15 protein-coding genes are annotated in these 17840 nt (G+C 74.5%); 5 read left to right on the top strand and 10 right to left on the bottom strand.

The window, feature by feature from the left end; genetic code table 11:
* Positions 1-22: 22 nt before the first annotated feature.
* The gene (locus V6U79_RS16740; protein WP_334531167.1) at positions 23-922 is read right to left on the bottom strand and encodes a TIGR01777 family oxidoreductase; all 900 of its coding nucleotides are present in this window, start codon (positions 920-922) and stop codon (positions 23-25) included.
* A 136-nt stretch (positions 923-1058) separates the two neighbouring features.
* Positions 1059-2057, bottom strand: a complete 999-nt coding sequence (locus tag V6U79_RS16735) for an aldo/keto reductase (protein ID WP_334615152.1) — start codon at positions 2055-2057, stop codon at positions 1059-1061.
* A 56-nt stretch (positions 2058-2113) separates the two neighbouring features.
* Here V6U79_RS16735 and V6U79_RS16730 point away from each other — a divergent pair, with 56 nt between their 5' ends.
* Positions 2114-2497: a MerR family transcriptional regulator gene (locus tag V6U79_RS16730; protein ID WP_334615151.1), complete on the top strand. Its 384-nt coding sequence runs from the start codon at positions 2114-2116 to the stop codon at positions 2495-2497.
* A 147-nt stretch (positions 2498-2644) separates the two neighbouring features.
* Here V6U79_RS16730 and V6U79_RS16725 read toward each other — a convergent pair whose 3' ends face one another.
* The 4 genes from V6U79_RS16725 to lpdA all read right to left on the bottom strand — a co-directional run bounded on the left by V6U79_RS16725 (position 2645) and on the right by lpdA (position 8553).
* Positions 2645-3592, bottom strand: a complete 948-nt coding sequence (locus V6U79_RS16725; protein ID WP_334615150.1) for an LLM class flavin-dependent oxidoreductase — start codon at positions 3590-3592, stop codon at positions 2645-2647.
* Positions 3593-3680: 88 nt separating this feature from the next.
* Entirely contained in the window at positions 3681-5024 is a 1344-nt protein-coding gene (locus V6U79_RS16720; protein WP_334615149.1) for a low temperature requirement protein A, read from the bottom strand.
* 192 nt (positions 5025-5216) lie between these two features.
* Entirely contained in the window at positions 5217-7049 is a 1833-nt protein-coding gene (sucB, locus tag V6U79_RS16715; protein WP_334531182.1) for a 2-oxoglutarate dehydrogenase, E2 component, dihydrolipoamide succinyltransferase, read from the bottom strand.
* A gap of 73 nt (positions 7050-7122) precedes the next feature.
* Entirely contained in the window at positions 7123-8553 is a 1431-nt protein-coding gene (lpdA, locus tag V6U79_RS16710; RefSeq protein WP_334531184.1) for a dihydrolipoyl dehydrogenase, read from the bottom strand.
* A gap of 141 nt (positions 8554-8694) precedes the next feature.
* Between lpdA and V6U79_RS16705 the strand changes: the two genes are divergently transcribed.
* On the top strand, positions 8695-9024 hold the full coding sequence (locus tag V6U79_RS16705) for a hypothetical protein (protein WP_334531186.1): 330 nt from the start codon (positions 8695-8697) through the stop codon (positions 9022-9024).
* A gap of 494 nt (positions 9025-9518) precedes the next feature.
* Here the strand turns inward: V6U79_RS16705 and V6U79_RS16700 are convergent, their stop codons facing one another.
* On the bottom strand, positions 9519-11090 hold the full coding sequence (locus V6U79_RS16700) for a leucyl aminopeptidase (protein ID WP_334615148.1): 1572 nt from the start codon (positions 11088-11090) through the stop codon (positions 9519-9521).
* 162 nt (positions 11091-11252) lie between these two features.
* Between V6U79_RS16700 and gcvT the strand changes: the two genes are divergently transcribed.
* Positions 11253-12377, top strand: coding sequence for a glycine cleavage system aminomethyltransferase GcvT (gene gcvT, locus V6U79_RS16695; RefSeq protein ID WP_334615147.1), 1125 nt, complete (start codon positions 11253-11255; stop codon positions 12375-12377).
* 130 nt (positions 12378-12507) lie between these two features.
* Here the strand turns inward: gcvT and V6U79_RS16690 are convergent, their stop codons facing one another.
* The 3 genes from V6U79_RS16690 to V6U79_RS16680 all read right to left on the bottom strand — a co-directional run bounded on the left by V6U79_RS16690 (position 12508) and on the right by V6U79_RS16680 (position 16575).
* Positions 12508-13794, bottom strand: a complete 1287-nt coding sequence (locus V6U79_RS16690; RefSeq protein ID WP_334531192.1) for a DUF2314 domain-containing protein — start codon at positions 13792-13794, stop codon at positions 12508-12510.
* Positions 13795-13859: 65 nt separating this feature from the next.
* Entirely contained in the window at positions 13860-14633 is a 774-nt protein-coding gene (gene cobS / locus V6U79_RS16685; protein ID WP_334531195.1) for an adenosylcobinamide-GDP ribazoletransferase, read from the bottom strand.
* Positions 14623-16575 carry a bifunctional adenosylcobinamide kinase/adenosylcobinamide-phosphate guanylyltransferase gene (locus V6U79_RS16680; RefSeq protein WP_334615146.1) on the bottom strand — a complete coding sequence of 651 codons (1953 nt, stop codon included), beginning with the start codon at positions 16573-16575 and terminating at the stop codon, positions 14623-14625. The genes cobS and V6U79_RS16680 overlap by 11 nt, the downstream gene beginning before the upstream one ends.
* A gap of 256 nt (positions 16576-16831) precedes the next feature.
* On the opposite strand from V6U79_RS16680, the gene V6U79_RS16675 reads away from it, so the two are divergent.
* Entirely contained in the window at positions 16832-17032 is a 201-nt protein-coding gene (locus V6U79_RS16675; RefSeq protein ID WP_334531201.1) for a hypothetical protein, read from the top strand.
* The gene (locus V6U79_RS16670; RefSeq protein ID WP_334615145.1) at positions 17032-17832 is read left to right on the top strand and encodes a site-2 protease family protein; all 801 of its coding nucleotides are present in this window, start codon (positions 17032-17034) and stop codon (positions 17830-17832) included. Before V6U79_RS16675 ends, V6U79_RS16670 begins: the two co-directional genes overlap by 1 nt.
* Positions 17833-17840: the final 8 nt, after the last annotated feature.

Here is a 17840-nt window from a genome sequence, read left to right as displayed (position 1 = left end):
GGCAACGTCATGATCGACGGCGTCATTCGGTGAGGGCAGCCTGGAGGGCGCTGGTCAGGTCGGGGTGGTGGTAGTGGAAGTGGGCCCTGGTCAGCACGCCGGGCAGGACCCGGGTGCTGGTGAGGGCCTCCTGGGCGAAGCCGCCGAGGGCCACCTTGAGGGCCACCGCGGGGATCGGCATGATCGCGGGGCGGCGCAGCTGGCGGGCCAGCTCCCGGGTGAACTCGGCGTTGGTGACCGGGTTCGGGCCGACCCCGTTGACCGGGCCGGCGATGTCGCCCCGGTCGAGCAGGAACACCGTCGCGTCCAGCCAGTCCCGCATGGAGATCCAGGGTAGCCACTGCCGGCCGTTGCCCAGCTTTCCGGCGATGCCCAGCTTGAACGGGAGCAGCTGCGGCTTGAGCAGGCCGCCGTCGCGGTGCAGCGGCAGCCCGGTGCGCAGCCGCACCACCCGTACGCCGGCGTCCTCGGCCGGCCGGGTCGCCGCCTCCCAGACCCGGCAGACGTCGGCGAGGAAGCCCTCACCCGCCGGAGCGTCCTCCTCCACCACCCGGTCGCCGGTGTTGCCGTACCAGCCGACGGCGGAGGAGTTGAGCAGCACCGCCGGCCGGTCCGCGGCCGGCAGGCCGGCGATGGTGATGGCCAGGGTGCTGGTGGTGTCCACCCGGCTGGTCCGGATCAGCTGCCGGTACTCGTCGGTCCAGCGCTTGTCGCCGACCCCGGCGCCGGCCAGGTTCACCACCGCGTCGGCCCCGGCCACCACGGCCGGGTCGAGCTGCGCGGCGGACGGGTTCCACCGGTGTTCGTCGGAGGTGCGCGGCGCGCGCCGGACCAGCCGGGCGACCTGGTGTCCGTCGGCGGTGAGGCGGTCGACCAGCCGGGTGCCGAGGAAGCCGGACGCGCCGGCCATGAGGATCCGCATGCTCATATCTTCGGGTACGGGACACCGAACGGATGCGTTCACCCGCTTCACCGTTCTCCCCGCCGTCGGGCGGCCCGGTGGGGCGGCCGCGACCCGACCCGCCCCACCGGCCTCGTTTCCGGGCCTCGCCCCCGGCTCAGCCGACCGGCGCCCCGCGCAGGTCGGCGAGGAGGCGCTCCACCTGCGCGAACGCCTCGGCCGGCAGCGGGCCCCGGGCGAGCGTGCCGAAGTTCTCCTCGGCCTGCGCGACGGTGCGGCAGCCGGGGATGGGCACCGTCCGCGGGCTGCGGGCGAGCAGCCAGCCCAGCGCGCCCTGGGCGAGGGTACGACCGTCGGCGGTGAGCGCCTCCCGGATCTGGGCGACCCGGGCCGACCACTGCGGCGTGGGGCGCCCGTCGGCGAACCAGACCAGCCAGTCGGGGGCCCTCCCGCGCACGTCGTCCGGGCCCACGTTCCGGGTCGCGCCGGTGAGCAGGCCCATGGCGAGCGGCCCCCGGTTGAGGCTGGCCAGGTCGAGCGCGTCGCAGACCGCCAGCATCTCGGCGTTGTCCCTGAGCACCGACTCGTCGTGCTGGATCGCGGCGCAGTGCGGGCCGCCCTCGGCGAACGTCCGCGCCGACGCCGGGTTGTCGGTGCTCCAGCCGTACGCGCGGATCCTGCCCTGGGTGACCAGGGCCTCCAGGGTGTCGACCAGGTCGAGCGCGGCGGACGCCGGCAGCTCGTTGATGTGCAGCTGGTAGAGGTCGACATGGTCGGTGCCGAGCCGGCGCAGTGACTCCTCCAGGCTGGCCACCGCGTGGGCCGGGCTCGGGTCGGTGCCGATCCACCGCCGGGTCGCCTCGTCCGAGCGGTTGCCGAACTTGGTGGCGAGCACCGCGCGGTCGCGGCGGCCGGCGAGGGCGCGGCCGAGGACCCGCTCGCTGTGCCCGGCGCCGTAGTTGCTGGCCGTGTCGAAGAGGGTGACGCCGAGGTCGAGGGCGCGGTGGATGGTGCGCACCGACTCGTCGTCGTCCACCTCGCCCCAGCCGAACGGCTGGCCGCCGTCGCCCCACAACGGCCCGCCGATCGCCCAGCACCCCATGCCGACCGCGCCGACCTCGATGCCGCTGCGGCCCAGTGTCCGTGTCATCGTCATGCCGACCAGCATTCAACCTGGAGCGCGCTCCAGGTCAACCGCTAGCATCCGGCGACATGAGCGGATATTCCCCCTCGGAGGCCGCGAGCCGCAGCGGGTTCAGCCTCGACACCCTCCGCTACTACGAGAAGATCGGCCTGCTCAGCGACATCGGCCGTACCTCCGGCGGGCGCCGGGTCTTCACCGACGACGACCTGAGCTGGCTGCTGCTGTTCCGTTGCCTGCGCGACACCGGCATGCCGATCGCCGAGATGTGCCGGTACGCCGACCTCGCCCGGCAGGGAGAGCACACCGCGGGCGACCGCCAGGCCCTGCTGGAACGGCACGCGGAGCGGGTCGAGGAGCAGCTGCGCCTGCTCCGCCGCCAGTACGACCACCTCCGGGAGAAGATCCGCTTCTACCAGGGCGCCGACGGGGACCGGGGACGAGCGATCGGCTGATCCGTTTCCCGGGTCGGGTCTGCCGCTGACGCCGGCCGCAGGGGCCGCTCGGTGAGTCGCTTACGTCATCAGCTCCAAAGCGTCCGACAGGACGACCCGCCCGGCCCGCCGCCGGTGGCGCCGAGCCGCCGCCGGCCGTGTCGGCGCTCAGGCGTCCGCGCCGGCGGCCGGTGGTCCCGGCGACGCGAGGCGGGCCAGCACCGGGGCGAGCGGTTCGAGGGCGTCCCGGCGTACCACGAAGCGGGTGACGCCCCAGCGGCGCTCGTGCCCGGCGACCGCCGCGACGATCTCGTCGACGGTGCCGACCAGCACGAACGGCGTGGCGAGCAGCTCGGCGACGGTGAGGCCGACGTCGCGGGCGTGCGCCGCCGCGGCGGCCTCCGCGTCGTCGGTGACCACCACCCGCTGCACCAGCGCCTCCAGCGCGGGCGGGTCGTCCCGGCCCGCCGCGCCCGCGGCGACGCAGGCGAGCTGCGCCTCGATCTGGTCGGCCCGCCACCGCGCGTCGTGGCGGTGGCCGTCGGCGAGGGTACGCCCGAAGCCGGTCAGGCCGACCACGTCGGCGTGCGCGCCGGCCCAGCGCAGCAGCGTCGAGTTGGCGGTGCCCATGGTCAGCGGGATGCGCTCCTGCACCGGGCGCGGCGCGGTCAGCCGGGCCTCCCGGACGGTCAGCTCGGGGGAGTCCACGGTGACCTCCGCGCCGTCGAGCAGGGCGCGGACCGCCTCGGCCACCGCCACGCAGCGGCGTACCCGGCCGGCCACGTCCGGGCGTTCGCGGCCGACGGCGCGCCACTCCGCCGGGGTGTGGCCGGCGCCGACGCCGAGCCGGGCCCGCCCGCCGGAGACCAGGTCGAGGGTGGCCATGTCGGTGGCGAGCAGCAGGGGCTCGCGCACGCCCAGGTTCGACACGTACGAGCCGAGGCCGATCGTCGAGGTCACCGACGCGGCGGCGGCCAGCGCGACGAACGGGGAGGTCACGACGCCGGGGTGGTCGGCGGCGAGCAGCGCGGCGTAGCCGGCCGACTCGGCCCGCCGGGCCAGGTCGAGCCAGGTCGCCGCGTCGGTGGGGGTGGCCTGGAGCGAGAAGACGGTCACCGGGCCAGCCTGTACCGCCGAGGGGCCGCCGGCCAGCCCGGGCGGGCCGATTCTGCTGACCGGCGAATCCGCCCCCGCCGTGGGCCGGCTATGTCGAGGTGCCCATCCCGTCCGTCCCGGTCTCCTTCCACTGGGCCCGGTAGGCCGCCTCGTGCGCCTCGTGGGTGGTCTTCTCGTGGAAGACCACCTGGTGCAGCGCGCGCCGGCCCTCCTCCATGGTGACCACCTCGACCACCACCAGCCCGACGCAGATCGCGGTGAGCAGGGTGAGTGTGGCCAGCCCGGGCAGGTGGAAGCCGACCGGGATGCCGAGGGCGAGCAGGAGCACCGCGGCGACCCGGGTCCAGGACAGCGTGCGCAGCGTGCGCCACTGGAACAGCATGTTGCCGCACAGGTAGCAGATCACCCCGCCGAAGAGCAGGGGCACGCTCGGGCCGTGCGCCGGCTCCGTGAGCGGCACGGACGGGTCGGCGATGTCGTGGACGATGCCCTCCGAACCCAGGGCGAAGAGGATGATCCCGGCGATCATCGGCAGGTAGAGGTAGGCGTACGCGTCCCGGGCCATCGCCACCCGTTCCCGACCCTCGGCGACGTGCAGGGCGATCCGGGCGGCCGGCCCGATGACGTCGTAGTGGGCCCACCAGAGCGCGGCGGTGAAGAAGATGCCCAGCGTCGCCGCCGCGACCGCCGGCCAGGTCGGCGGCTGGCCGAGCAGGTTGCTGCCGACGCCGACCGAGATGACCGATTCGCCCAGCGCGATGATCAGGATGAGTTCGTAGCGTTCCGTCCAGTGCTCGGCTGACGCCACCCCCCAGCCCCCGGCGCCGCCCAGGAGACCGGACCCGTACTGGAGCACCACCACGCAGAGCCAGAGGCCGTCGCGCACCATGCCCGCCAGGTCGAGGTCGTCGATCCGGGCGGGGATCAACGCCGCGGCGAGCAGCAGGAGGGTGCTGAACACCATCTCCGGGGCGAACCGGATCAGCTGCCTGCGTTCCCGTGGGCTTTCCCGCACGACGTGCAGGTAGAGGACGAAGTGCACCGCGCGGATCACCACGTAGCTGACCGCCACGACCACCGGGCCGGCCGCGCCCGCGCGGGGGTCGGCGAACACCTGCGGCAGGGCCAGCGCGAAGCTGAACAGAGCCGCCATCCCGACGACCATCAGCACCGGTACGAAACCCTCGCCGAGCCGCACCCGGGTGGCCACCACGCTGTGCACCACCCAGGCCCACCAGAGCACCGCCAGGACCAGCATGCCGTGCAGCAGCGCCGAACCCGTGATCTCGACGGCGGTGGCCCGGGTGATGATGAAGAACGAGAAGACGAAGACCAGGTCGAAGAAGACCTCGAAGCGGTCCACCCGGGCGCCGGGGGCGACTGCGACGGCAGGCCCCAGCGTCCCGCGCCGCCTCCACTGCCCGCTGCCCACCCGTCCACTCTCGCAGCGCGCGGTCGGCCCGGAGGCGATTCCCTCAGCCTGCGGCGCGGTGCCGCAGGCCGTCCATCAGCAGGCCGGCAGCCGGCCGGCGAGGTCGCGTTGGCTCGGGTCGCCGTACGCGGAGCGAAACGGCGCAGGGCGCCCCGGTCGGTGTGACCGGGGCGCCCTGCGTACGCGGGAGAGTCAGAGGCCCAGCTCGGCCTCGAAGTTGCCACCCTCCAGGCGCTCCTTGACCGCGGCCAGGAAGCGGGCCCCGTCCGCGCCGTCGATCAGCCGGTGGTCGTAGGAGAGGGCCAGGTAGACCATCGAGCGGACCGCGACGACCTCACCCAGCTCCGGGTCGTTGACCACGACCGGGCGCTTCACCACGGCACCCGTGCCGAGCATCGCCGACTGCGGCGACGGCACGATCGGGGTGTCGAAGAGGGCGCCCCGGCTGCCGGTGTTGGTCAGCGTGAAGGTCGCGCCGGCGAGCTCGTCCGGGCTGATCTTGTTGGTCCGGGTGCGCTCGGCCAGGTCGGCGACGCGCTTGGCGATGCCGCCGAGGTTGAGGTCACCGGCGTTGTGGATGACCGGGACCAGCAGGCCCCGCTCGGTGTCCACGGCGATGCCCAGGTGCTCGGCGTCCGGGTAGGTGATCGTCCCACCCTCCAGGTCCATGCTGGCGTTGACGATCGGGTGCGTCTGGAGCGCCTCGACGGCCGCCAGGGCGAAGAACGGCAGGAAGGACAGCTTCACGCCGTGCCGCTGCTGGAAGGAGTCCTTCGCCTGGGCCCGCAGCTTGGCGATCCTGGTGACGTCCACCTCGATCACCGTGGTGAGCTGCGCCATCTCGTGCAGCGACTCGTGCATCCGCTTGGCGATGGCCTTGCGGATCCGGGGCAGCTTCTCGGTGGTGCCCCGCTTGCTGCTCGGCTGCGGCTTCGCGGCCGGCTTGGCCGGGGCCGCCGCGGCGGCCGGCTGCGGCGCCGGCGCGGCCTTGGCCGCCTTCGCCTTCTCCGCCGCCTCCAGCACGTCCTGCTTGCGGATCCGGCCACCGACGCCGGTGCCCTTGACCGAGGAGAGGTCGACGCCGTGCTCGCTGGCCAGCTTGCGGACCAGCGGGGTCACGTAACCGGCCGCCTCCTCGCCGCCACCCTGGGCGGGCGCGGAGGGACGCTGCGGGGTCGGGGTCGGGGCGGACGGCTGCGCCTCCCGCTCGGCCTTGACCGGCTCCGCCGCGACCTCGGCCTCCGCGGCCGGCTCGTTGTACGACATGCCCGGGGTCGGCTCCTCGACCTTGGGCTCCGGCTTCGCCTCGGCCTTCGGCTCCGGCTTGGGCTCCGGCTTCGGCTCGGCCTTGGGCTCCGGCTTCGGCTCGGGCTTCGCCTCGGCCGGGGCGGCTCCGGCCGCGCCGATGATCGCCAGGTCGGCGCCGACCTCGGCGGTCTCGTCCTCGGCGACCTTGATCTCCAGGACGGTGCCGGCCACCGGCGACGGGATCTCCGTGTCGACCTTGTCGGTGGAGACCTCCAGCAGCGGCTCGTCCACCTCGACGGTCTCGCCGACCTGCTTGAGCCAGCGGGTGACCGTACCCTCGGTCACGCTCTCGCCCAGGGCCGGCATCTTGACCGGGGTGCCCTCGCCCGACGGCGCCGGGGCGGCCGCGGCCTCCGGCTGCTGCGGGGCGGGCTGCTCCCGCTCCGGCTCCGGGCCGGTGCCCTCGGCGGCGGCGGTGGGCTCGGCGGCCGGCTCGGCCGCCTGCTGCGGGGCGGCCTCGCCGCCACCGGCCTCCTCGCCCTCACCGGCGATGACGGCCAGCTCGCTGCCCACCTCGGCGGTCTCGTCCTCGCCGACCACGATCCGGCTCAGCACACCCGCCGCGGGGGACGGGATCTCCGTGTCGACCTTGTCGGTCGACACCTCGAGCAGCGGCTCGTCGACCTCGACGGTGTCGCCCTCCTGCTTGAGCCAGCGCGTGACGGTGCCCTCGGTGACGCTCTCGCCGAGCCGAGGCATGGTGACCGATACCGGCATCTCTTATGACTCCTTCATTCCCCTGGTGCGATCTCGCCCGTCTGCCGCCGGACGCCGCGGAATAGGTTCTCGATCAGGCGTGCGCGTGCAGCGGCTTGCCGGCGAGGGCCAGGTGCGCCTCGCCCAGGGCCTCGTTCTGCGTCGGGTGGGCGTGCACGAGCTGCGCCACCTCGGCCGGGTACGCCTCCCAGTTGTAGATGAGCTGCGCCTCGCCGATGAGCTCACCGACCCGGGCGCCGACCATGTGCACGCCGACCACCGGGCCGTCCTCCACCCGGACCAGCTTCACGAAGCCGGCCGTCTTGAGGATCTGGCTCTTGCCGTTGCCACCCAGGTTGTAGTTGTAGGTCTTGATCTTGTCGGCGCCGTACTGCTCCTTGGCCTTCGCCTCGGTCAGACCCACCGACGCCAGCTCCGGGTCGGAGTAGGTGACCCGCGGGATGCCGGCCTCGTCGATCACGGCCGGGTTCTGGCCGGCGATCTCCTCGGCGACGAAGATGCCCTGCTGGAAGCCCCGGTGGGCGAGCTGGAGGCCGGGCACGATGTCGCCGACCGCGTAGACGTTCGGCACGCTGGTGCGCAGCCGCTCGTCGGTCAGCACGTAGCCGCGGTCCATCTTCACGCCCTGCTCCTCGTACCCGAGGTTGGCGGTGTTCGGGCCGCGACCCACGGCGACCAGCAGCAGCTCGGCCTCGACGGTGTCCCCGCCGGCGATGGTGACCTTGACGCCCTTCTCGGTCTTCTCGACCTTCTCGAACGGCTTGCCGACCTTGAAGTTGATCTTCCGCTTGCGGAAGGCCCGCTCCAGCGCCTTGGACGACTCCTCGTCCTCGGCGGCGACCAGGCGGGGCAGCGCCTCGACGATCGTGACGTCCACGCCGAAGGACTTCCACACGCTGGCGAACTCGACGCCGATCACACCGCCGCCCAGCACGATCACCGACGCCGGAACCCGGTCCAGGGTCAGCGCGTGGTCGCTGGTGATGATCCGCTCGCCGTCGATCTCCAGGCCGGGCAGGCTCTTGGCGTACGAGCCGGAGGCCAGGACGACGTTGCGGCCGGTGTAGCGCTTGCCGTCGACCTCGACCACGTTCTTGCCGACCAGCTTGCCGGCGCCGGCCACGAAGGTGATGTTCTTGGTGCCGCCCACCAGGCCCTGCAGGCCCTTGTACAGGCGGGAGATCACGCCGTCCTTGTACGAGTTGACCCCCGCCATGTCGATGCCGACCAGCTCGGCCTTGATGCCGAACTGCTCCGACTCGCGGGTCTGGTCGGCGATCTCCGCGGCGTGCAACAGCGCCTTGGTCGGGATGCAGCCGTTGTGCAGGCAGGTGCCGCCGAGCTTGCCCTTTTCGATCAGCGCGACGGAGAGGTCCAGCTGGGCGGCGCGCAGTGCGGTCGCGTAGCCGCCGCTGCCACCTCCGAGAATGACGATGTCGAAGGTCGCTTCGTTCGGCTCGCTCACGTCCAACTCCCAGGTCGCGTCGCTGCATCGGGGGGTCACGGCGGGGTCACAGGAACACACCCCACCTCGGTCATCTTGTCACTAGGGGATGCGCAGCGCGTACCGAGGTGCCCAACGACACGTCCTCGGGACGTACGCTTGGCACCGTCTTCGATGACGCCGGGGGAGGAGAGGGATCGGGTGGGGCTGTTCCGACGACGCAGGCGGACCGAGCCGGTCGGCCGGGACCGGGCCGCGGACCGCGGTGACCTGGACCACCTGGAGAACTTCGTCCGTACGCGGCGCGGCGTCGAGGCGTACATCGAGCCGCGGACCACGGTCACCGAGACCACGGTCATGCTGATCGCCGACGACGGGGAGTGGACCCGTCGCCGCATCGACGGCCCCGACGGCGCTCGGCGCTTCGCCCACAAGCTGGCGATCCCCGTCTACGACGTCCGCCTGATGGGTTATCCGCAGCGCATGCGCGACTACAACGAACGCCGCAAGCGCCGCCCCGAACTCTTCTGACGACCCGTCCCGGCCCTGCCTCGCCGCCCGGCCGGGCGTCCCTGCGCGGCGCGCGACTCGCGGCAGGTCGGGGTGTCCCGGCACCTGGACACCCCCACACGCGACAAGAGCGTGCGGGACGGCACGGCGGGGCGAGGTATCGCGCTCGCGAGCGATGGCGGCGGCGCCGACATGCTTGCTGCGCTTTGGACCTGATGACGTTGACGACTCAGCGTGCCGGTTGTCCCCGCTGTGGCGGTCCGCCAACCGTGATCAGCTGAGTCGTCTACGACATCAGCTCCAAAGGACCCGCGACAGAGTCGTCGGATCGGCAACTTCACTCCAGACTTCGATCGCCGGCCCCCGAAACGGGGCTGGCGAACCGTCAGCCTCGGGATCGGGATCGGCTCGGGACGGCCGAGGGTGAACGGGTCCTGACCGGCGTGCCGGGGCGGGGGACGCCGACGGGGCGCCTCCCGGGTGGGAGCCGCCCCGTCGAAGGTCGCGGGTGGGCGTCAGCCGTTGGCGGCGACGTCCTCGACCAGCTGCACCAGGGTGCGGACCGGTACACCGGTGCCGCCCTTGGTCCAGTAGCCGGTCGCCTCGCCCGAGTGGTAGCCCGGTCCGGCGATGTCGATGTGCGCCCAGGCCACGTCCTCGGTGACGAACTCGCGCAGGAACACCCCGCCCTGGAGCATGTGACCGGCCCGGTCCATGCCGGCGTTGACCTGGGAGATGTCCGCGACGTCGGAGTCCATGCCCTTGCGGACCTCGTCCGGCAGCGGCATCGGCCAGGCGGGCTCGCCGACGGACTCGCCGACGGCCCTGACCCGCTCGCACAGCTCGGGGGTGCCCATCACGCCGGCGATCCGCTTGCCCAGCGCGACGACCTGCCCGCCGGTCAGGGTGGAGGTCTCGAAGAGGTAGTCCGTACCGTCCTCGCAGGCCCGCGCCATCGCGTCGGCGAGGATCATCCGGCCCTCGGCGTCGGTGTTGAGCACCTCCACCTTCTTGCCGTTGTACATGGTGATCACGTCACCCGGGCGGTAGCTGGTGCCCGACGGCATGTTCTCCGCCATCGGCAGGTACGCGGTGACGGCCACCGACGGCTGCACCGCCGCGATCGCGATCATCGCCGCGCCGACCGCCGCCGCGCCCGCCATGTCGGACTTCATCTCCCACATGCCCTGGGCCGGCTTGATCGAGATGCCGCCCGTGTCGAAGGTGATGCCCTTGCCGACCAGCGCCACCCGCTTGCCGGTGCCGCCACCGGCGGGGGTGTACGTGAGCTTGACCAGGCGCGGCGGGGCCTCCGAGCCCTGCCCGACGGCGATGATGCCGCCGTACCCGCCGGCCCGCAGCGCCTCCTCGTCCAGCACCTCCACGCCGAGCCCGGCCTCGCGGGCGGCGGCGGCGACGGCCTCGGCGAAGGCCGGCGGACGCAGCTCGTTCGGCGCGGTGTTGACCCAGTCCCGGCTGGTGCGGACCGCGCCGGCCACCACCGTGGCCCGCTCGATCTCGCCCCGGGCGGTCGCCTCGGCCGCGTCCGGCACGGCGATCAGCACCTCGGCCACCGGCTCCCGGCGGGTCGGCTGCGGCTTGGTCTTGTAGCCGGCGAAGCGGTAGCCGCCGAGCAGCGCGCCCTCGGCGACCGCGCGCAGCGCGGCCGGGGCGTCGGCGTCGTCCGGCAGGGGCAGACTCAGCGCCACCCGCGGTGCCCCGGCCAGCGCCCGGACGGCCGCGCCGGCCGCCCGGCGCAGCGTCTCCGGGGCGGGGGCGGCGCCGGTCGGCTCCGGGCCGAGCCCGACGGCCGCCACGATCGGCGCGGTGACGGTGCCCAGCGTGGCCAGCTTGATCACCTCGCCCGGGCCGCCGGTCGCGCCGAGCAGCGCCAGCGTCTCGGTCAGCTTGCCGTCGAAGGCGGCCGCGATGCTCTCCGCGCCGTCGGCCAGCAGCAGGGTCCCGGTGGGGCCGTTCGTGGCGGCCGGCTGTCCGGTCTGGCTGTGCACGCCGATCACGATCGCGTCGACGGCGAGCTCGGCCGGGTCGGTGTCGACCAGGCTCAGGGTGGTGCGGGGCGATGTCACTGAAGCTACTCCGGGCGGGCCGGGCCGGTCGCGTCGTCGCGGACCAGCGATGAAGGTCTCCGGCGGCAACCTACCCGCCGGACGTCGGGTGCGTCCCGCCGTTGTTCATGACGGGTCCCGCCGATGCTAACCACCGGTGCGGCCACGGGTAAGTTGCCACCCATGACGGACGTGACCTCCGACGCCGCCGCGACCCGGCTGCGCCGTTCCCCGCTGCACGAGCGGCACACCGCTCTCGGCGCCAAGTTCGCCCCCTTCGGGGGATGGGAGATGCCGCTGGAGTACGCCGGCGGCGGCGTGCTGAAGGAGCACACCGCGGTGCGGACGGCCGTGGGCGTCTTCGACGTCTCGCACCTGGGCAAGGCGCGGGTCGCCGGCCCGGGCGCCGCGGCGTTCGTCAACGCCTGCCTCAGCAACGACCTGGGCCGGATCGGTCCCGGCCGGGCGCAGTACACGCTCTGCTGTGACGAGGCCACCGGTGGCGTGGTGGACGACATCATCGCCTACCTGCACGACGACGAGCACGTCTTCCTCATCCCGAACGCGGCGAACACCGCCGAGGTGGTGCGTCGGCTGCGCGCCGCCGCGCCGGCCGGGATCACCGTCACCGACGAGCACGAGGCGTACGCCGTGCTGGCCGTGCAGGGCCCCCGCTCGGCGGAGCTGCTCGGCGCGCTGGGCCTGCCGGTGGCGCACGACTACATGAGCTTCTCCACCGCGACGCTGGAGGGCGCCGAGCTGACCGTGTGCCGCACCGGCTACACCGGTGAGCTGGGCTACGAGCTGGTGGTGCCGGCGGAGCACTCGGTGGCCGTCTGGGACGCCCTCTTCGCGGCCGACGCCGAGCTGCGGGCCTGCGGCCTGGGCGCCCGCGACACCCTGCGCACCGAGATGGGCTACCCGCTGCACGGGCAGGACCTGTCGCTGGAGATCACCCCGCTGCAGGGCCGCTCGGGCTGGGCGGTCGGCTGGGGCAAGCCGGCCTTCTGGGGCCGGGACGCGCTGCTCGCGGAGAAGGCGGCCGGTCCCCGGCGTACGCTGCGCGGCCTGGAGGCCGTCGACCGTGCCATCCCGCGCCCCGGGATGACCGTCCTGCTGGGCGACGACCGGGTCGGCGTCATCACCAGCGGCACCTTCAGCCCCACGAAGAAGCAGGGCGTCGCCCTGGCCCTGCTGGACACCGAGCCGGGGATCGCCGACGGCGACCTGGTCGAGGTCGACATCCGGGGCCGCCGCGCCCAGATGCGCGTCACCCGACCCCCCTTCGTCCAGCCCTCGGTGAAGTAACCCCCGACCCCGTTCGTCTCGTTGATCATGAGGTTGTTGTCGCTCGCCTCGGCGTGTCGCGGCAACAAGTTCATGATCAACAGGGCCGGGGCCGGGGGCGGGGCCGGAGTCGGGCCGTGGGTGGGTGCGGTCAGGCGGGGGGTTCGCCGGCGTCCAGGACGGCCTGGGTCCAGCCGCCCTCGATGACGCCGGTGCCGTCGAGGATCGCCCAGTCGACGATGTCGCTCGCCTCCACCACCACCGGGGAGCCGATCCGCACGGTCGGGTCGGTGTTGGCGTCGCTGGCGCTGTGGCCGACGATCCGCTCCGGCGCCTCCCACGAGGTCACCCCCGCCCAGACGTACTCCGGGCCCTCGTCGCCGGGGAGGCCGTACTTCACCACCAGCTGCGACTCCGGCGGCAGGTCGTCGGCGAGGAAGCGGGCCCGGATGCCGTCCAGCCCGGCCCGGGCGGTGGCGACCGCCCTGCTCATCGCGTCGCCCGGGCGGGCGTAGCGGACGTCCGGCTGGATGCCGGAGAAGAGCGTCGCGCAGGCGGCGGCGAAGTACTTGCCGGCCGGCCCGGTGTGCCCCGGCGGCGGGCGCAGGCTGAGAAACGAGTCGCCCTCCGGGTCGGTGGCCGGGTCCAGCTCCAGCCGGAGCAGCACCGGGGCGGTCGCGCCGTGCTGCTCCGGGTTGCCGTACGCCACCGCGATGTCGTGCCCGGTGACGGTGGCCAGCACCGGCAGCTGCACGAACGCGGGCACCTCGTCGCCGGCCAGCCCGTCGGTCCAGTCCCGCAGCAGCCGTCGCGCCGCCCCGGTCATCACCGCGCCCCAGGCCCGGGTGAGGTGGTCCGGCACGCCCTGGGTCTGCAACTCCAGCAGCCCGAACCGGCGCAGCCCCTTGGTGGTGAACCAGAGCCCCTCCGCGTCGGAGGAGTAGGGGACGAGTACCCAGTCGACCAGGCGTACCCGGCCCTGCGCGTCCGGCAGCGAGCGCAGCGCGGCCGCCGGGTCCAGGAACTGCAGGCCGAACACGTCCACCACATCACCGTCGACCGACTCGGCGACCGCCGCGGCGACCGCCCGGGCCGACCACTCGTGCGCCGGCGGCCACCCCGGCCGGTACTCGGCCTGCACCACCACCAGGTGGCTCGCCGCGGCGAGGCGGCCCAGCTGCGCCTCGGTGGCGCCGAACGCGGTGAGCAGGTCCGGCGGCAACTGCGGGAACTCGTCGACCGTCCGGGTGTCCACGGTCATCAGCGGGCTGTCGAGCATCTGCCGGGCCAGCCCGTGCACCGGCTCGGCCAGCCGGCCGGCCAGGGCCTGCACCGCCGTCTTCGGGCTCACCCGCGGCAACCCCGCCATCGGCACCAGGTAGGTCGCGCTCAGCGACTCCGGAACCGGAACGGGCAGGAAGTCGTCCGTGATGAGCAAGTCGTCCCCCGGGTGGCCGCGCCGGTGCTGTCGGGGCAAACGCTACCCGCCGCCACCTGTCCGGTTCAGCCGGACAGCACCAGTCCCAGGTAGACCAGCGTGGTGACGACCTCCACGGTGGCGCCGAGCACGTCGCCGGTGACCCCGCCGAGCCGACGTACCACGTGGCGCAGCAGCCCCACCGCGACGGCCGTGGCGGCCAGCACGGCGACCGGCCCCTGCCACGGGCGGCCCGGCACGGCCGGCACCGCCGCGAGCGCGACGGCGGCCGTGCCGACGGCCAGCGCGACCGGCCCGACGGTCCCGGCGACCAGCGCGCCCAGCCCCTCCGGCCGGGCCGCCGGCACACCCCGCCGGCAGGCCACCGCCACCCCGAGCCGCCCCGCCGCCGTCGCCGCGACCACCGCCGCGAGCGCCGCCGGCCAGGACCGCCCGACCAGCTCCGCGAGCGCCGCCGTCTGGAGCAGGAGTACGACCACCAGCGCGGCCACCCCGAACGGCCCCACGTCCGGCTTCTTCATGATCTCCAGCGCCGCCGCGCCCCGCCGGTACGACCCCAGCGCGTCGACGGTGTCGGCCAGCCCGTCCAGGTGCAGTCCCCGGGTTAGCAGGGCGGCGCACCCCACGGTGACCCCGGCGGCGACCAGCGGCGGGGCGAGCGCGCCGAGGAGCAGCAGCACCCCCGCCAGCACCGCGCCGAGCAGCGCCCCGACCAGCGGGGCGAGCGCCATCGCGGTGCCCGCGACGCTCCGGTCGATCCGGCCCGCCCGCACCGGCAGCGTGGTGAAGGTGGTCAGCGCCAGCCGCAGGCCGTCGGTGCGGCCCGGCTCAGCCGGCACGCCAGCCGGACGGGTCGCGCTCCGGCTCCGGCCCGGTGCTGGTGGGGCCGGGCCCGGCCGGTTCGGGTTCGGTGAAGTCCGGCTCGGGGAAGTCCGGCCCGGTGCTGGCCGGGCCGGGGCCCGCCGGTTCCGGTTCGGTGAAGTCCGGCTCGGTGGTGGCCGGCCCCGGACCGGCGGGCTCCGGCTCGGTGAAGTCCGGTTCCTCCTCGCCGCCGCCGAGCCGGGGGTGCACCGGCAGGGCGGCGGCCAGCGCCAGCACCGACCGCAGCAGCGGCAGCGCGGCCAGCGCGTTCGCCCCCTCGCCCAGGTCGAGCCGCAGGTCCAGCAGGGGGTTCAGGCCGAGCACGTCGGCGGCGAGCCGGACGGCCGGGTGGCCGCCGTGGTCGGCCAGCAGGCACCAGTGCCGGGCCTGCCCGGCCAGGTCCCGGCTCACCATGCCGGCGGCCAGACCGACCGGGCCGTCGAGCAGCACCGGCACCCGGCGGGCGGTCGCGCCGAGCAGCACGCCGGTGGCCACCGCGATGTCGCCGCCACCCAGCTCGGCCAGCACGTCCTTGGCGTCCCGGGGGGAGCGCCGGGTCCGGTGCAGCGCGTCCCGGACCGCCGCGCAGCGGACCATCCACGCCGCGTCGTCGATCTCGCCGTTGGCGGTCACCACCCGGCCCAGCACCGCCGGGGGCTCCGCGCCGGCGGTCGCCGCGAGCACCGCGGCGGCGGCGGCCTCGGTGCCGGCGCCGCACGCTCCCAGCACCAGCAGCTCCACGCCCGCGTCGGCGGCCTCCTCGGCGAGCCGCCAGCCGTGCCGCAGGGCCGACTCGACCGCGGCGGGGCTCACCGCCGGCCCCTCCTCGATGGGAGCCGCCGAGGGGGCGTCCACCACCTGGAGGCTCGCGCCGCTCTCCGCGGCCAGCCGGGCCAGCGCGCCTCGCCCCGCGCGGGCCTGCCGGGCCCGCCGCGACGACTCGCCGGGCACCGTGCCGGCGGCGGCGCCGCCCTCGTGGTCGCCGTGCAGCAGCAGCACCCGCACCGAACCCCAGGCGCGGGGGGTCGCGGTGCCCTGGGTGGCGGCGGCGAAGCCGACCACCCGCTCCAGCACGCCCAGCCCGGCCCCCGGCACGTCCAGGCTGGCGAGCCGGTCGATGGCCTGCGGCCCGGCGTACTCGTCGGGCATCGGCAGCTCCATGCCGGGCTGGATGACCAGGCCGGTGGCGACCATCGGCAGCGCCATGGTGGGCGCCGCCCACGCGGTGCCGTCGCCGCCGGCCTTCCCGCCGGTGCTCGCCGGCACGGTGGGGGTCAGCACGTCCGGCAGCGGGGTCTCCGGCTCCGCCGTCGTTCCGTTGGCGCGGGTCGAGGGCGCGGCCTGGGTGGGTACGCCGGTGGCGCGCGGCCCGGCGGCGGGCTTGAGCCAGACCGGTTGGCCGGCGATCACCAGCGCCACCGCGTCGCAGGCGTCGGCGACGGCCCGGTTCGCCGCGCCGAGCGCGTCGGTGAACGCCCGCCCCAGCGGAGTGGTGGGCACCAGCGAGAGCCCCACCTCGGGGCTGACCAGCACGATCCGCGCCGCGCTGTCGCGGACCGCGGCGGCCAGCTCGGCGATGGTGGCCACGTCGTCGGCGGGCTGGTGGGCCGGGTCGAGCAGCACGGTCACCCAGCCGCCCAGATCGTCCACGAGCAGCGTCTCGTTCGGGCCGGCGGAGGAGATCACGTCGGCGAGCCGGCGGGGATCCGTCGCGGTCTCCTCGGTGGTCCAGCCGCCGGGCCGGCGATCCCGGTGCGCGGCCAGCCGGGCGGCCCACTCGGCGTCGCCCGGGTCGGCGTCGGCGGCCGTCGCCACGTAGCGGACGGTGGGGGCGTCGGCCACCAGGGACTCGGCGAACTCCGACTTGCCCGAGCGGATACCGCCGAGCACCAGGATCGTGTGCCACCCGTCAACGGACATGCCCGTACCTTAAAGCCGCCGGGCGCGGAGCCGCCCGCCGGCCCGTGTCCGGTCGCCGTGCGCGAACCGCCGCCGCCACCGGCGCCGCCGGTCTCCGCGCCCCACGTCACGCGGGTACCGCCGGCCCCGGCGCGAAGTGGCCGATGGCCGCCCCCGGTGCCGGTGGGGGTGAGCGTCGGGCCGTCGCGCGACCGGCCGACTACGCTTGCGGGGGTCCGTCCCCCGGGGACGGTGGAGCGGCGAGGGGAGACGCGGCATGGCGTGGAGCTGGCGGTACGAGGGCACGGACGGCGCGTCGGTCGAGGGACCGGCGGAGACGTTCGGCAGCCAGGCGGACGCCGAATCGTGGATCGGCCAGACCTGGCGGGAGCTCGCGGCGTCCGGCGTCACCTCGGTCGCGCTGGTGGAGGACGACCGGGTGGAGTACCGGATGAGCCTGCTGCCGACGGCGGAGTGATGGGCTACGACCGCCCGGGGGGTGAGCCGCTGGTTCTCGGCGTGCCCAGGGCGGCGTTCCGGCCCAGCCCGATCTTCCTCGCTCTGGTCGCGCTCTTCGTGGCCTCCGGGGTGATGGCCTGGAACGGGTACGGCAACGTCCGGTTCGACATCTTCCTCTTCGTCGTCTCGGGCTGGGTGGTCTCGCTCTGCCTGCACGAGTACGCCCACGCGGTGGTCGCGTTCCGGGCCGGCGACCGGGACATCGCCCACCGGGGCTACCTGACGCTGAACCCGTTGAAGTACAGCCACCCGCTGCTGTCGATCGCGCTGCCGGTCGTGGTGGTGCTGCTCGGCGGCATCGGCCTGCCCGGCGGCGCGGTCTGGGTGGACCGGCACGCCATCCCGGGTCGGCTGCGGCACACCCTGGTCAGCCTCGCCGGCCCGGCCACCAACGTGCTGTTCACGCTGGTGCTGGTGGCGGCGCTGCGGATCGGCTCGGAGGTCTTCGGCGGGCCGGTCCAGTTCTGGGCCGGGGTGGCGTTGCTGGCGTTCCTGCAGCTCACCGCGAGCGTGCTCAACCTGCTCCCGGTGCCCGGGCTGGACGGCGGCAACATGATCCAGCCCTGGCTGAACCCGCAGTGGCGGCGGATGTACGACATGTTCGCCCCGTACGGCTTCATCCTGCTCTTCGTGCTGCTGTGGAACCCGCGCATCGGCGGCTGGTTCTTCGGCGCCGTCTTCGCGGTCGGCGACCTGCTCGGCCTGCCGAGCTGGCTCTACGCCCTGGGCCTGGACCAGATCCGCTTCTGGCAGGGCTGAGCGGCCCG

Origin of the sequence: Micromonospora psammae (assembly GCF_036902725.1) — a bacterium.
Taxonomy (GTDB): Bacteria; Actinomycetota; Actinomycetes; order Mycobacteriales; family Micromonosporaceae; genus Micromonospora.
This window is presented reverse-complemented; position numbering and strand designations above follow the sequence as displayed.